General features: G+C 62.2%; 14 protein-coding genes. 10 read left to right on the top strand and 4 right to left on the bottom strand.

Annotated elements, in window-relative coordinates; genetic code table 11:
- Positions 1 to 46: 46 nt before the first annotated feature.
- Positions 47 to 709, bottom strand: coding sequence for a DUF1826 domain-containing protein (locus ACO06O_RS02505; RefSeq protein WP_421875942.1), 663 nt, complete (start codon positions 707 to 709; stop codon positions 47 to 49).
- The gene (locus ACO06O_RS02500) at positions 706 to 1,923 is read right to left on the bottom strand and encodes a GTP-binding protein (protein ID WP_421875940.1); all 1,218 of its coding nucleotides are present in this window, start codon (positions 1,921 to 1,923) and stop codon (positions 706 to 708) included. The genes ACO06O_RS02505 and ACO06O_RS02500 overlap by 4 nt, the downstream gene beginning before the upstream one ends.
- A 402-nt stretch (positions 1,924 to 2,325) precedes the next feature.
- On the opposite strand from ACO06O_RS02500, the gene ACO06O_RS02495 reads away from it, so the two are divergent.
- The 5 genes from ACO06O_RS02495 to ACO06O_RS02475 are packed head-to-tail and all read left to right on the top strand — an operon-like array spanning position 2,326 to position 6,595.
- A complete protein-coding gene (locus ACO06O_RS02495) occupies positions 2,326 to 3,279 on the top strand; it encodes an amidohydrolase family protein (RefSeq protein WP_421875938.1) in 954 nt (317 codons plus the stop codon).
- A gap of 15 nt (positions 3,280 to 3,294) precedes the next feature.
- A complete protein-coding gene (locus ACO06O_RS02490; RefSeq protein ID WP_421875935.1) occupies positions 3,295 to 4,047 on the top strand; it encodes a maleate cis-trans isomerase family protein in 753 nt (250 codons plus the stop codon).
- Positions 4,048 to 4,064: 17 nt separating this feature from the next.
- Complete coding sequence (locus tag ACO06O_RS02485; RefSeq protein WP_421875933.1) at positions 4,065 to 4,886, top strand: alpha/beta fold hydrolase; 822 nt, start codon at positions 4,065 to 4,067, stop codon at positions 4,884 to 4,886.
- A 21-nt stretch (positions 4,887 to 4,907) separates the two neighbouring features.
- Complete coding sequence (locus tag ACO06O_RS02480) at positions 4,908 to 5,948, top strand: 2,5-dihydroxypyridine 5,6-dioxygenase (RefSeq protein ID WP_420418053.1); 1,041 nt, start codon at positions 4,908 to 4,910, stop codon at positions 5,946 to 5,948.
- The gene (locus tag ACO06O_RS02475) at positions 5,945 to 6,595 is read left to right on the top strand and encodes an isochorismatase family protein (protein ID WP_421875931.1); all 651 of its coding nucleotides are present in this window, start codon (positions 5,945 to 5,947) and stop codon (positions 6,593 to 6,595) included. The genes ACO06O_RS02480 and ACO06O_RS02475 overlap by 4 nt, the downstream gene beginning before the upstream one ends.
- Here the strand turns inward: ACO06O_RS02475 and ACO06O_RS02470 are convergent.
- Positions 6,546 to 7,532 (bottom strand): GlxA family transcriptional regulator, encoded by a 987-nt coding sequence (locus tag ACO06O_RS02470; RefSeq protein ID WP_421875929.1) that lies wholly within the window; start codon positions 7,530 to 7,532, stop codon positions 6,546 to 6,548. The genes ACO06O_RS02475 and ACO06O_RS02470 overlap by 50 nt on opposite strands.
- Before the next feature lie 242 nt (positions 7,533 to 7,774).
- Here ACO06O_RS02470 and ACO06O_RS02465 point away from each other — a divergent pair, with 242 nt between their 5' ends.
- Both ACO06O_RS02465 and ACO06O_RS02460 read left to right on the top strand, forming a co-directional pair.
- On the top strand, positions 7,775 to 10,630 hold the full coding sequence (locus tag ACO06O_RS02465) for an FAD-dependent oxidoreductase (RefSeq protein WP_421875927.1): 2,856 nt from the start codon (positions 7,775 to 7,777) through the stop codon (positions 10,628 to 10,630).
- 8 nt (positions 10,631 to 10,638) lie between these two features.
- Positions 10,639 to 11,181, top strand: a complete 543-nt coding sequence (locus tag ACO06O_RS02460; protein ID WP_421875925.1) for an aromatic-ring-hydroxylating dioxygenase subunit beta — start codon at positions 10,639 to 10,641, stop codon at positions 11,179 to 11,181.
- Between the two features lie 40 nt (positions 11,182 to 11,221).
- Here ACO06O_RS02460 and ACO06O_RS02455 read toward each other — a convergent pair whose 3' ends face one another.
- Positions 11,222 to 11,731: a MarR family winged helix-turn-helix transcriptional regulator gene (locus ACO06O_RS02455; RefSeq protein ID WP_421875923.1), complete on the bottom strand. Its 510-nt coding sequence runs from the start codon at positions 11,729 to 11,731 to the stop codon at positions 11,222 to 11,224.
- A gap of 389 nt (positions 11,732 to 12,120) precedes the next feature.
- Between ACO06O_RS02455 and ACO06O_RS02450 the strand changes: the two genes are divergently transcribed.
- The 3 genes from ACO06O_RS02450 (at position 12,121) to ACO06O_RS02440 (ending at position 15,221) form a co-directional block, all read left to right on the top strand.
- Entirely contained in the window at positions 12,121 to 12,654 is a 534-nt protein-coding gene (locus tag ACO06O_RS02450; protein WP_421875921.1) for a TRAP transporter small permease subunit, read from the top strand.
- Positions 12,647 to 14,029 (top strand): TRAP transporter large permease, encoded by a 1,383-nt coding sequence (locus tag ACO06O_RS02445; RefSeq protein ID WP_421875919.1) that lies wholly within the window; start codon positions 12,647 to 12,649, stop codon positions 14,027 to 14,029. The genes ACO06O_RS02450 and ACO06O_RS02445 overlap by 8 nt, the downstream gene beginning before the upstream one ends.
- 88 nt (positions 14,030 to 14,117) lie before the next feature.
- The gene (locus tag ACO06O_RS02440; RefSeq protein WP_421875917.1) at positions 14,118 to 15,221 is read left to right on the top strand and encodes a TRAP transporter substrate-binding protein; all 1,104 of its coding nucleotides are present in this window, start codon (positions 14,118 to 14,120) and stop codon (positions 15,219 to 15,221) included.
- Positions 15,222 to 15,257: the final 36 nt, after the last annotated feature.

Raw genomic sequence — 15,257 nt, 5'->3', positions numbered from 1 at the left:
GTATGGGTTCAGATGTAGTGGATTGCCGATAGCCGGGGCTTGGCGGTCAGATTTCGTTCGCTGGCTCGTGGATCGGGTCGATGACCAGAACCAGCCGGGTTTCGCCGGTACCTTCAATGGGCGGGGAACGGTGGACCAGTCTGGTGGGCGGTTTTCCTTCCCCTGGATCGCTGGACCGGTTCCGCCATTGATTGCCCCGGAAGATCATCGGCGATCCCGTCGGCGTGCTCAGAATTGTCTCCGGGTCTCGCCCATCGGATGCCAGACCATAATGGGTACCGTGGCCCCTATAGGTGCAGATCAGGCGGGCGGAAATGGTGTCGGTGTGGAACTTGCAGCAGGCATTCGTGTCGATGACATCGAAGCGCAGGCGCAGATAGGGCGCGCCCATCACCCCGGCGAACATCGTGGCCAGCGCGGCGGCATCGTCGATCAGCCGGTCCCGTTCCGCATGATGCGGCGTTTTGCTGGCGTCACAGGCGGCGGTCAGTATATCGCGAACCTCATCCGGCCGGAAAATGGCGCGCAGCGACGGCAGCGTGTCGGGCGCCAGCCCGTCGATCCAGTTCTGGAATGCGGGCAGCGGCGCGCGCCGCCACAGGACCGCGTCGACATCCGGATCGCGGATCGCGGATAAGTCCTGGGGATTCTGAACGACCCGGACCTTCGGGCATGCGGACATATCGAGGGTGACGGCAAACGGCGTCATGCCGCCTCTTCCTGCCGCCGCCATTCCGGGAACGGGTCAGGCAGATTTTTCAACGTTGCCCAGTCGACGGTCTCGGCCTCCGCGACCAGACAGGCATCCAGTCTGCGTTCCAGGGCGGGGCGGTCCATGTCGGAACCGATTAGAACGATCTCCTGCCGCCGGTCGCCCCAGGGGTCCTGCCAGTGCTTGGCGATATAGGCGCGTCCGTTGTCATCCTCCGGCCATCGGGATTCGGGAACGGTCGCCCACCAATTGCCCAGCGGCGAAATCGACGAAAGACCGCCCGCCAGGGAAAACTCGGCGACCCAGTCCGGCCGCGTCGCGATCCAGAAATGACCCTTGGCGCGGATGACGCCAGGCAGGGGGCCGGTCAGCAGGGCGTTGATCTTCGCCGGATCGAACGGCGCGCGCGCCCGGTAGACGAAGGAGGTGACGCCATAGGTTTCCGTTTCCGGGGTATGGCTGTCGAACCCATAGAGTTCCTTTGCCCACATCGGATGTTCATGGGCCTTCTGGAAGTCGAACAGGCCGGTGGCCAGAACGGCGCCGGTCGGCACGTCGGAATGGTTCGTTTCGATGATCCGCGCGTCCGCGTTCAGGCTGCGGACGATCTTGCGGGCCGCGTCCACACTGGCGGGATCGGCATCCGAAACCTTGTTCAGGATCACGACATCCGCGAATTCGATCTGATCGGTCAGCAGATGGACCAGCGAGCGGTCGTCCTCCTCGCCCAGGGTCTCCCCACGATCCTGCAGGAAGTCGTGACTGGAGTAATCGCGCAACAGGTTCGCCGCGTCGACGACCGTCACCATTGTGTCCAGCCTGGCCAGATCGGACAGGCTGTGCCCATCCTCGTCGCGGAATTCGAACGTCGCCGCGACGGGCAACGGTTCGGAGATGCCGGTGGATTCGATCAGCAGATAGTCGAACCGTTTCTCTTCCGCCAGGCGCCGAACCTCGTTCAGAAGGTCGTCCCGAAGCGTGCAGCAGATACAGCCGTTCGACATTTCGACCAATGTTTCGTCGGTGCGTGAAAGGGCCGTTTCGGCGCGGACCAGATCGGCGTCGATATTGACCTCCGACATGTCGTTGACGATCACCGCCACCCGGCGGCCTTCGCGGTTGTTCAGCACGCGGTTCAAAAGCGTCGTCTTCCCGGCGCCGAGAAACCCCGAAAGGACGGTCACGGGTAGCCGTTGGTCGTTCTGGCTCAACGAATTGCCTCCTTGAATCTCACGAATGCTGGATAGCCGTCGTGAAGGTACGGGCCTTTCAGGGCGCCCTTCCGGCGGTTTCGGATGGGGTGTTATGTTATCTTATAACGTATCTTTCGCAAGTGGGCCCGTCGTAATTTTTCGAACGGCGCCCGGCGCCACATCGTGATCGGGATCTCTCTTCAGTGCCTGGGACGGGAGTCCGTAATCTGGCGATAGCGAGATATGCTGACTAAAATGGCCGCAATCCTACGGGCGCCAGGCTAATGGGAAGATCATGGCTCAGAGGCATCTATAGCCCGTAATGGTATGTGGGTAGGAAGCGGGACCAAGAACGGGACTTGTAAATAATCAGTATACTGATTAATGTTCCGAAAACGAGACATGGAGACCAGTCGGGATATGGGAAAAATAGCCTTCGAGGAACATTTCATGACACCGGGGTTCGAGGCCTATTCGAGCTCCTTCATCAGTTTGATCGAGGCCGAGACCGCGCGCGTTCTGACGCGCCGTCTCAACGACTTCGATGACGAACGTATCGCCATCATGGACCGGAACGGGATCGAGAAGGTGATCCTGTCCCAGACCGGCCCTGGCGTTCAGGGCGAACCGGATGTTCAGACCGCGATCGACCGGGCGCGCCAGTCCAACGATTTCCTGGCTGAGCGTATCGCGCGGCATGGCGACCGTCTGGCCGGTTTCGCCATCCTGCCGATGCAGGCGCCCGAGACGGCTGCGGAAGAGCTGGAACGCTGCGTGCGCGACCTTGGCTTCAAGGGCGCGATGGTTCATGGACATACCGACGGTGTCTATTACGACGCGCGACAATTCGACGTTGTCTGGGACAAGGTTCAATCCCTCGACGTTCCCTTCTATCTGCATCCGACCAATGCCAAGCAGGATCCGTTCTGCTTCGCCGACCATCCGGAATTGCTGGGGGCCACCTGGGGTTGGGGTGTCGAGACGGGCAGCCATGCGCTGCGGCTTCTGTTCGGCGGCGTGTTCGACCGGTTCCCGGACGTCAAACTGGTGCTGGGGCATATGGGCGAGGGGCTGCCTTTCCTGCGCTGGCGGTTCGACAGCCGGTTCGAGGCCTATCCCTGCGGAGTGACCCTGAAGCGGAAGCCGTCGGAATATTTCGGCAGCAACATCCTGATCACCACGTCGGGTGTGTGCTCGCATCACGCCCTGATCGGTGCCATCGGGGAGATGGGCGCGGAGAATGTGCTGTTTTCCGTCGACTATCCCTATGAAAGCACCGAGCTGGCCGCCGAATTCCTGGACACGGCCCCGCTGGACGATGCCACCCGCCAGATGATCGGCCGGGACAATGCGGTCCGGCTGTTCAAGCTCTGACATCTGAGGAAGATCATGAAGAAATCATACCGGATCGGACAGATCGTCCCCAGCTCCAACACCACGATGGAAACCGAAATCCCGGCGATCCTGAACGCGCGTCAGGTCATCCTGCCGGAGCGGTTTACCTTCCATTCCAGCCGCATGCGCATGATGACGGTGAAGAAGGAAGAACTGGCCGCCATGGATGCGCAGTCGGACCGCTGTGCCCTGGAACTGTCGGACGCGCGGGTCGACGTCATGGGCTATGCCTGCCTGGTGGCGATCATGTCCATGGGACACGGCTACCACCGGGAATCGCAGGCGCGCCTGCACAAGGCGACCGTCGATAATGGCGGGGCGGCGCCGGTCGTCACGTCGGCCGGGGCGCTGTGCGACGCGCTCGGCGTTTTGGGTGCGAAGAAGGTCGCGCTGGTCGCCCCCTATATGAAGCCCCTGACCGAGACCGTGGTCGGCTATATCGAGAACGAAGGCTATGAGGTCAGCGACTGGCGTGCGCTGGAGATCCCGAACAATCTGGATGTCGGGCGTCACGATCCGTCGAACCTGCCCGACATCGTGGCCGGCCTGAAGACGGCCGATGTTGATGCGGTCGTCCTGTCGGCCTGCGTGCAGATGCCGTCCCTGGCCGCGGTCGAGGAGGTCGAGGCCCGAACCGGCAAGCCGGTCGTGACCGCCGCCATCGCTACGACATACGCAATGCTGAAGGAACTGGGCCTGGAACGCCGCGCACCGGGGGCCGGCGCGCTGTTGTCCGGCGCCTATTGATTTGGGGGAGACCTGAGATGAGCAATTTCCGATATGGCGGCAATGTCCGCGCCAACGGCATCCGGCAGCACTATCTGCGCTATGCCGGCGAAAGCGTCCGTTCGGATCTGGATCCGATCGTTCTGGTGCCGGGCATTACCAGCCCGGCCATCACCTGGGGCTTCGTCGGCGAAAGACTGGGCCGGACCTTCGACACCTATATTCTGGATGTCCGAGGCCGCGGCCTGTCCGAAGCCTCGGACGCTCTGGACTATGGGCTGGACGCCCAGGCGGACGATGTCGTCACCTTCGCCGAGGCGCTGGGGCTCGAACGCTACAGCATCCTGGGCCATTCGATGGGTGGCCGGATTGCAATGCGGGCGGCCCGCCGTCACCCCGGGCATCCGACGCGTCTGGTGCTGGTCGACCCGCCGGTTTCCGGACCGGGCCGCCGTGAGTATCCGTCGAAGCTGCCCTGGTACATGGACAGTATCGCAGAGGCGGTCCTGGGCATGGATCACGACGCGATGCGCGCCTATTGCCCGACCTGGACGGAGGAGCAACTGCGCCTGCGGGCGGAATGGCTGCATACCTGCGACGCACGGGCTATCCGCCAGAGTTTCGAGGAATTCCATACCACCGATTTCCACAGCGATTTTCCGCATGTGGATCAGCCGACCCTGCTGATTCGAGCGGGCAAGGGCGGGGTTATCCTGGATGAGGACGAAGCCGAATTGCGAGGGCTGATGCCGTCCCTGCAATCCGCGACCGTGACCGACGCCGGGCACATGATTCCGTGGGATGATGAAGAAGGGCTGTACCGGGCGCTGGGCGATTTCCTCGGCGCGGCGGTCGCCTGAAACGAACGGGAGGCGTGAGAGATGCCGATAGCCGATTTTCAGATGATCGAGGCCTGGAAGGAGGTGTTGCGCCTGTCCAGATTGGAAGCCGGGCAGACCGTGACCATTCTGACCAGCGTGAACACCCACCCGCAAAACCTGTCGACGGCCAAGATCGCCGCCCAGTCGATGGGGGCCATCGTCTGTCAGATCGATCTGCCCCCGGTGAACGGGGAAAAGGCGCTGAGCCGTGACGCGCTGGCCTATCTGGGCGAGACGCCGCTGACCGGCAACAAGGCCGCGATCGCCGCCCTGGAAGCCAGCGATCTGGTCCTGGACCTGATGACCTTGCTGTTCTCGCCGGAACAGATCGAAATCCTGAAAACGGGTACGAAGATCCTGCTGGCGGTGGAGCCGCCGGAAGTCCTGGCGCGCATCCTGCCGACCGAAGGGGACAAGACCCGCGTCCTGAAGGCAAAGGCCCGGATCGAGGCGGCGCGTACCATGCGTGCGACATCCGCCGCAGGGACCGACGTCACGTTCAAGATCGGTGATTTTCCCGCCATCGCGGAATATGGGTTCGTGGACGAGCCGGGGCGCTGGGATCACTGGCCCAGCGGCTTCACCTTCACCTTTCCTAATGAGGGCGAAAGCAACGGGACCATCGTCATCGATCGCGGCGACATCCTGATCCCTCAGAAATCCTATGTGCAGGATCCGATCATCCTGACCATCGAGAACGGCTTCGCGACCAAGATTGAGGGCGGTGTCGACGCGGCCCTGCTGCGCGAATACATGGCGACATTCAACGATCCGGAAGCCTATGCCATGTCGCATATCGGATGGGGGCTGCAGCCGCGGGCGAAATGGTCGACCCTGGGTCTGTACGATCGGGAAGCCACGATCGCGATGGATGCGCGGGCCTATGAGGGCAACTTCCTGTTCTCCCTGGGGCCGAACAACGAAGCCGGGGGATCGCGGACCACGGCCTGCCATATGGATATCCCGCTCCGGAACTGCACGGTCGAACTGGACGGTACGCCGGTCGTGATCGACGGGCGTGTGGTGGAGGACGCGGCATGACGGGTGCGGCCAACGAAACGCTGACGCCCTACCGCAAGCAGGGGTTCGGTCAGACGCTGGAACCGATCCCGCCCTACGGGTTGCTGATCGTCGATTTCGTGAACGGGTTCGCCGATCCGGAGATGTTCGGGGGCGGCAATATCCGTCCTGCCATTGCCCGGACGGAATCGCTTCTGGCCCATGCGCGCCGGGCCGGGTGGCCGGTCGCGCACAGCCGGATCGTCTATGCCGATGACGATTCCGACGCCAATATCTTTTCGGCCAAGGTGCCGAACCTGCTGAAACTGAAAGAAGCGTCGCCCGCTAGTCAGATCGTCGACGAACTGGCGCCTGTGGCGGGGGAAATGGTCGTTCGCAAGACCGTGCCGTCGGCATTCTTCGGGACGATGCTGGCACCCTGGCTGGCGCAGCGCGGGGTGATTTCGCTGTTCGTCGCCGGGGCGGTCACCAGCGGCTGCGTGCGGGCGAGCGTGGTCGACGCCATGTCCCATGGCTTCCGGCCGATCGTCGTATCGGACTGTGTCGGCGACCGCGCCTTGGAGCCGCATAACGCCAATCTGTTCGACATGGAACAGAAGAACGCCTGCCTGCTGACCCTCAGCGAAGCGCTTGAGCTGCCTGTGTCGGCAACGACGGCCGTGGCTTAGCGCTCTGCACGCGCGCCCGGCGTCTCACGGCGCTGGGCGATACGCCATAGGCCGTGCGGTACTGGCGGGTGAAATTGGAATGCGACGGGAAGCCGGTCGAGGCCGCGATGGCGGAGATACTGTTCGACGTTTCCCGCAGCATCCAGTTTGCATGCTCCAGCCGGATCTGCCGGTAATAGGCCATCAAGGTGCAGTCCAACCGCCGCCTTACCAGCCGCTGCAACGTGCGGATCGAAACGCCAAGCCTGTCCGCGAGATCCTCCGTCGCCAAGGGCGTCTCGACATGCTCGCGCAGCAACTCGGCCAAGCGGGCCATGACATCGCCTTTTCCCGCGGACGGTTCCGGGACCGCTAGGGTCTGACCGGTCAGTGTGAAGCGGTTGCGGTGATACAACAGGCTGCCCGCGACATCGCCCGCCAAGGCGCGGCCCGCGAGCTTCTCGACAATCATCAGCGCCGCTTCGGTGGTCGCCATGCCGCCGGCGCAGGTCGCCAGCCGATCCCCCCATTCGATCAGGGCGGTGCTGTATCGTGAGAAGGGGAACAACTCTCTGAACTTGGGCAGGTCCTTGCGGTGGACGGCGGTTGCCGCACCGTCCGTCAGCCGTGCCGCCGTCAGGGTGAAGGCCCCGAACCCGATGCCGATCAGCATCGCGGATCGGCGACGCAGATCATAGGCGTTGCGGATCGCCGCCGGCGCCGTGGCCCCCAGAATGTCGGGCCCGCCTATGAAACACGCATCCAGTCGGGACATATCGCCGGAAAATACACCGCCCTGAAGGGGTCGGATTGTAAAAAGGGGGCGGCGCCCTTGGGCATTCGCGGTTTCGAACACGGCACGCAGCAGCGCGATGTCCAGGCCATTGTCCGGCATGCCGTAGCAGCCGATCTCGATTTGCGCCGGAACGTCCTGCCGCCGCCTACTCCGATGTCGCATTCGGCTCTCCCTATGTCAGATTGGTTATTGTCATTATCATCAGCATACTGAATAAAAATGATCAAGTGATAACCCGGCTTAACGGAGAGGGGTGCCGTAAGTTTGTCGGGCTATCTGTCGCATTGGAAGGATAAATTGACCAAACTTTGACAAGAATCCGATGGCTGGCTCGCCGACCATGATGTGGTTGAGTTTTGATAAAAACGGGGTATACTGTGTAAAAATAAGACTGGAGAAAACAGATGGCTTGGCTGCGCGTTGCGGCGCTGGAAGAAGTTCGGGACAAGGAAATCCTGCCGCTGACCGTCGATGGTCAGCGTATCGCGCTGTATTGGCTGGACGGTGAGGTCTTTGCCATCGGCGATGTCTGCACGCATCAGGTGGCGATCCTGTCCGATGGTTTCGTCGAGGATGGCTGCATTGAATGCCCGCTGCACCAGGGGCGGTTCTGTGTCCGTACCGGCAAGGCGCAAGGCGCCCCGGTCACCGAGGATCTGCCGACCTTCCTGACCAAGGTCGAAGACGGTGCGGTTTTCGTCGATCCGGACCTGCCGGCGGCCGTTACGGCGGATGCTGGATTGGAATCGGAAGCCCCGGAATCCGTTGAATCGGCGCCGGATAATCGTTGCATGGTGATCGTCGGTGCCGGACAGGCGGGCGGCCGGGCGGCGGAGGCGGCCCGGAAGGCGGGGTATGCGGGAAAGCTGGTGCTGATCGGGGATGAGCCGACGGCGCCGTATGAGCGGCCGCCCTTGTCCAAGGGAATCCTGACCGGGGAGGCCTCGGAAAAGGATCTGCTTCTGTTTTCGCCCGAGGAACTGAACCGGTTGGCGCTGGACTTTCGTCCCGGTCTGACCGTACGCGACATTGACCGGGACGCTCGGCAGCTCACCCTCGGCGACGGCACGGTGCTGGGCTATGACGGGTTGCTGCTGGCCACCGGCGCACGGCCCCGACGGCTGGAAATCGATGGCGGCGATCTGAAGGGTGTTCTCTACCTGCGCAGCCACGCGGATGCGCAAGTCCTCAAGCAAGCGTTGGGCGCGGCGCAGGCGGTCGCGATCGTCGGCGGCGGGTTCATCGGTCTGGAAGTCGCCTCGACGGCGGCCTCGTCCGGGAAGCGGGTCACGGTCCTGGAACGCGACGCGCGTCTGGTGTCCCGCATCCTTCCGGCAGAGATCTCTGAAGAATTGGCCGGCCGGGCCCGCGCGGCAGGGGTCGATATCCGCACGGGCGTCGATGTCGCCGGTTTTGACGGATCGAACGGCACGGTATCGGCCGTGAAACTGGCCTCCGGCGAGACGGTGGTGGCGGATCTGGTCATCGTCGGGATCGGTGCCATTGCCAATGTCGACCTGGCGCGTGACGCGGGCCTTTCCGTCGATGGCGGGATCGTCGTGGACGCGACGGGGCGCACTTCCGATCCGGTGATCTTCGCGGCGGGCGACGTTGCCAATTATCCGCATGCGCCGAACGGTGGGCCGATGCGTCTGGAATCCTGGCAGAACGCACAGGATCAGGCGGCGGCGGCGGGGCGTTCCCTGGTCGGGGCGGAGACCCGGTATGAAGGCGTGCCCTGGTTCTGGTCCGATCAGTTCGGCCTGAACATCCAGATTCTGGGGATACCCGATCCCCACGGCGCGGTTCGGCGGCGCGGCGGCGCGGAGGAAGGTCCGGCCGCCTGGTTCCAGATGAATCCCGACAACACGCTGCGGGCCGTCTTCGCATTTTCGGATGCCGCGGCCATTCGGGAAGGCCGCAATTTGATGAGCAGGGGAGATACCGTGCCCGAAGACATGTTTGAACCACGCCAGTCCGACTCCCGGCCCGAGGGCTGCATCGGCAAGGCGGTGACCCCGGCGACCGCGCCGGTTCCCTACATCTGGCCCGAAGGCGGCCTGAATCGGATCCCGGACTGGGTCTATACCAGCGACGAAATTTATCAGCGTGAGGTCGAGCGCATCTTCCATGGCCGATCCTGGAATTATGTCGCGCTGGAAGCCGAGATCCCCGAGCCGGGTCAGTTCGTGCGCTCCTTCGTCGGGCCGACCCCGGTCGTCGTCGTGCGCGGCGAAGACGGCGCGGTCAACGTGTTCGAGAACCGCTGTGCGCACCGGGCCGCGGAGTTCTGCCGCGAGCAACGGGGCAAGGTGACGGAGTTCGTCTGCCCCTATCACCAGTGGACCTACGATCTGGAAGGCAATCTCAGCGGCGTGCCCTTCCGGCGTGGCGTCGGGGGCAAGGGCGGCATGGCGAAGGATTTCGATCCGACCCAGCACGGTATCCGGAAGCTCAATGTCACGACCCGGCGCGGCGTCGTCTTCGCGTCCTTCCATGACGACATGGAATCGATCGAGGAGTATATGGGGCCGGAGATCCTGACGGATTTCGACGCCACCTTCGACGGCCGGAAGCTGACGATCCTGGGCTACTACCGCAATACGGTGCCGGGGAACTGGAAGCTGTACCACGAAAACCTGAAAGACCCGTACCACGCGACCCTGCTGCACACCTTCCTGGTCACCTTCGGGCTGTTGGTCGCGGGCAACAAATCGGCCATGATCGCCGATGCCACCGGTCGGCACGGTACGATGGCGTCGGCCAAGAGCGACGGAAAGACCGTCGATTCCGCGGCCAAGAGCGAAATGCGGGCCTATCGCGACGGGATGGTGCTGAACGAACCGAAATTCATGGATTTCATTCCGGAATTCGATTCGCCCTGGTCCGTGACGATGCAGACCATCTGGCCGAACCTGATCGTGCAGCGCGAGATGAATACGCTGGGCGTTCGCCAGATCGTACCGAAAGGGCCGAACGAATTCGTCATGAACTGGACCATGTTCGGCTATGAAGGCGACGACGAGGAAATGACCCGTCATCGCCTGCGGCAGGGCAATCTGATGGGCCCGGCCGGGTTCCTGGGACTGGAGGACAACGAGGCGATGAAGTTCGTTCAGGACGGGATGCTGCGCGGCAATGACGGAGAACATCTTGTGGCGCTGGATCCGGAAACACCGACCGGTACGTCCGACACGCTGATCTCGGAATCGGCCATTCGGGGAATGTACGCGTACTGGCGCAAGGAAATGGGGCTGTGATGTCGTTCATGTCGAAACCGATTATCGGGGATGCCGCCGTCGCCGGCGGCTTTCGCAAGCTGACCGGTGAGGAAAGCAGGGCCCTGCGTGCCGAGCTGGAGGATTTCAACGCTCAGTACAGCCTGGTCCTGGACGAGGGCGACCTTCAGGCCTGGCCGGATTTCTTCACCGACGACGCCTTCTATTCGGTGACGGCGCGGGAAAACTTCGATCATGACATGCCTGTCGGCCTGATACATTGCGAGGGCAAGGGCATGTTGAAGGACCGTGCCTTCGCGATCCAGCATACGGCGATGTTTGCTCCGCGCTACCTGCGCCACTACATCACCAACACGCTGGCGATCGGCGTCTCCGATGACGGTGCTGTTGTCGCCAGGGCGAACTACATGGTTCTGGAAACCCTGCATGACGATCCGACCACCCATATCCATCAGGCCGGGTCGTATCACGACATATTCGCGCGGGGGACGGATGGAGCCCTGCTTCTGTGCCGCCGGATCTGTGTCTACGACAGCCTGATCATTCCCACCGCCTTGGTTTTTCCTGTCTAGGGACTGGCATCGGCAAGGCGGGGGGAAGACGCGGCAATGATTAGTTCGGCTTGAACACGGTTCTGCCGTGCTGATTGTTGCCGTCGATCAGTCGGATCAGGGTGGTGATGAAAGCATTGCGCTCTTGCGGCAGCAGCGGTTCCAGCAAGCGTTCCTGTGCGCGCTGCATCGACGCGTACATGGTTTCGGTCACCCGTTCGCCCTCTTCGGTTAGCCGGGCCAGGACCATGCGCTTGTCCTCTTCGCTGCGACGACGTTCCACCAGGCCGCGCTTGGTCAGACGGACCAGAACGTCCGCGACATTGGTGCGGTCCAGTCCCAATTCCTGGCCCAGTGAGTTCTGATCCTGGTCGGGCCGCATTTTTAGGGTCGTCATCAGCCCGTACTGAACCGGCGTGATGTCGAATTCCTTACACTCTTCGAAAAACAGGGCGTAGTGGATCTGATGCAGGCGCCGGACGAGAAATCCCGGTCGGGACCAGAGCGGCATGCGCTCCAGCAATGTCGTCGGCTGCTCGGTTTCCGCCAGGTTTTCTTTTTTCGCTCCCATATCAATTCCTTGCGTTCTTTATAAGAAAAACACTCGCAAACGTCGTTGAAGGCCGCAAGCGTTTGTCCGGTTCTAGCCTTGTGCTGGGCGCAGGTATATGTGCGGTGTCACCCATAATTCAACACATTTTAGACCTGAGAGAAGCAATGTTGTTTTCTGAGAGAATCTATAAACACCTGATTTTCCGTTGAAAAAGGCAAAGTTTGGCAGTTTTCTTTCGTCTGATTGACAGTGAAAAAAACCTCAGTATACTGCCTATTAACAACAGCGAGCTCGGCTAAGCCGGTCGCATCAGGGATCGAAGTTTGGGGGCCTAAGGGAATGAAATTGTTCTCACCTAAGGAATGTGCGCGCGTCGGCGCGGCGGTCATTCCCGGCGGGGTGCACTGATGTCGGCGGCACTGTGGCTCGCCGACAAAATCGACGGACTTGGCCGGGGGATCGGCTATCTGGCGATTCTGTGCCTGCCGGTGATCGTGCTGCTGGGCGGATCGGTCGTTATTCTGCGATACGGGTTTCAGCTCGGCTTTCCGTGGCTTTCCGAAAGCTTCGTCTGGCTGAACGGCCTCGTGATCACGCTGGGCGCGTCCTATCTGATGATCGAAAATAAGCATGTCCGTGTCGACGTGCTCTACACCCGGCTGTCCGAGCGGGCGCGCGCGGTGGTCACCGTTTTCGGTGTCCTGTTCCTGCTGTGGCCGGCCATGTATGTGATCGGCACGGCGTCGTGGAACGCGGTGCTGCGGTCGGTTTTCAGCTTGGAAATGTCGCCGTCCATCGACGGTCTGCCGTTCATGTATGTGATGAAAGCCGCGGTGCCGGCCTTCTGTGTGCTGGTGTCTCTGCAAGGGCTTTCCGACCTGATCCGCGCGGTTCATCTGCTGGGCAATTCTGGCGGAGAAGGGGCGCGGGATCATGGCTGAGGACATGCACGCCCTGTTCATCCTGCTGTTCTTCGTGACGACCTTCGCCGTCCTGCTGACGGGGTTCCCGGTCGCCTTCGGACTGGCAGGGGTCTCCATACTCTTCGCCTTGATCGGCGCCCAATTCGACCTGTTCGTCTGGGGGATGACCTCCTCCATCCTCGGCCGGTTCGTCAGCCTGATGACCGACGAGACCCTGGTCGCGGTGCCGCTATTCGTCTTCATGGGGGTCGTTCTGGAGCGGTCCAGGATCGCCGAAGACCTGTTGCTGACCATGGGCCAGGCCTTCGGAAGCATGCGCGGCGGTCTCGGCATATCGGTGATTATCGTCGGCGCGTTGCTCGCGGCGTCGACCGGCATTGTCGGCGCGACGGTCGTGACAATGGGCTTGATCAGTCTGCCCGCGATGATGCGCGCAAAGTACGATCCCAGCCTTGCCGGCGGCATCATCTGCGCGTCGGGCACGATGGCGCAGCTTATCCCGCCGTCGACGGTGCTGATCCTGCTGGGCATCATGCTGCAGAACGCCAACACCCAGGCCAATCTGGAACTGGGCCGATTCGACGGCGCGCAGGTCACCATCACGGATCTGTTTTCGGCCGCGCTGTTGCCCGGTCTGCTGCTGGTCGGCTTCTATATCGTCTGGCTGCTGATCCGCGCCGCGCTGAATCCGAAGGCCTGCCCGCCTCTGCTGATGTCCGAGGATGAACGGCGTTCCCTGGGCCGGCGGATGGTGCGCGCGGTGATCCCGCCGCTGGTGCTGATCATCCTGGTGCTCGGTTCGATCCTGACCGGGATTGCCACCGCGACGGAATCGGCCGCGGTCGGCGCTATGGGGGCCTGTCTTCTGGGCGCGCTCAAGGGCCGGTTCAGCCGCGCCTTGCTGTTCGATATTTCGAAATCGACGCTGATGATCAGCAACATGATCTTCGCGATCCTGCTGGGGGCGACGATCTTCTCGCTGGTCTTCCGCGGGCTGGGCGGCGACGACGTTGTCCGCGACTTCGTGGCCGATCTGCCGGGCGGCGCGCTGGGGGCGACGGTCTTCGTGCTGTTCCTGATGTTCCTGCTGGGCTTTATGATCGACACGTTCGAGATCATCTTCATCGTCGTGCCGATCTTCGCGCCGATCCTGATCATCATGGGGGTCGATCCGATCTGGCTCGGCGTCGCCATGGCGATCGTGCTGCAGACCAGCTATCTGACGCCGCCCTTCGGTTTCGCGATCTTCTATCTGCAGGGCGTCGCGCAGGGATTGAGCGGCCCGACCATCTACCGCGGCGTCATCCCCTTTGTCGCCATACAGCTTTTGGCCATTGCCGTGATCTGGATGTTCCCGTCGATCGCGACCTGGCTGCCGAAACTTCTCTTCTGATTATCCACGCGTGATGCCTCCAGGGCGGAGACGGGTCAGGAGAAGGTAAGGGGCATCCGCCCCGAGTGAACAGGAGAACGAGGAGACAATGATGAAGCGCAGACAATTCTTTAAGGCCGCCGGTGCTCTGGGCGCCGGTGGTGTGGCGGCAACCGCCCTGTCGGCCCCGGCCATTTCCCAGGGCAAGATCCAATGGCGCATGCAGGCCACGTGGCGCGAAAACTCGCCGCTGCTGTGGACCGGTGCAAAGATGGTGTCCGAAATGGTCGAAAAGGCCTCGGGCGGGAAACTGTCGATCAAGCTTTACGGTGCCGGCGAAATCGCCCCGCCGCTGCAGCTGATGGATGCGGTCGCCGATGGCGGTCTGGAAATGGGCCACGGCTATCCGGCTTACTGGGCGGGCAAGCTGCCGGCGGTTCAATTCTTTACCCCGCTGCCTTTCGGCCTGACGACCCAAGAGCAGAACGCCTGGTTCCGCTTCGGTGGCGGACAGGAAATCGCCGACAAGATCTATGGCGAAATGGGCGTCAAATTCCTGCCCAGCGGTAATACCTCGGTGCAGTCGGCCGGTTGGTTCAACAAGGAAATCAACAGCATCGACGACTATAAAGGTATGAAGATCCGCTCCGGCGGGCTGGGCGCGAAGGTGCTGCGCGAAATCGGCGCGACGCCGGTTCAGATGCCGCTGGGCGAAGTGCCCCAGGGGCTGCAGACCAATGCCATCGACGGTGCTGACTTCGTCGGTCCGTTCAACGACATGGCGTTCGGCCTGCACAAAGTCGCGAAGTTCTGTTACTGGCCGGGCTGGATGGAGCCCTGCGGCGTTCTGGACTGCTTCATCAACAAGCAGGCCTGGGACGATCTGCCGGACGATCTGAAGACCATCGTGCAGTTGGCCAACGAAACCGCGAACAGCGTGGTCCTGTCCGAATTCGTCGCCAAGAACGCGCAGGCCTATCAGGCCCTGCAAACCGAACATGGCGTCGAAATGAAGTTCCTGGACGAAGCGACGCTGAAGACGCTGGGCGAAGTGGCCGGCAAGGTCATCGCCGAAGCCGGTGAAGCGGACGAACTGAGCAAGGAAGTTTATACCAGCCAGATGACCTTCCGGAAGCAGGTGATGCCGTATACCAACACGTCGGAACTGGCCTTCATGAAGGCGCGCGGTCTGGACTTCCCCTACGGGCTCTGATCGGGTGTTCGTGCGGCCGGCATCGCGTGGACGCGC

The sequence above is a fragment of the Pacificispira sp. genome (genome assembly GCF_965228185.1).
Lineage (GTDB): Bacteria > Pseudomonadota > Alphaproteobacteria > UBA8366 > Aestuariispiraceae > Pacificispira.
This window is presented reverse-complemented; position numbering and strand designations above follow the sequence as displayed.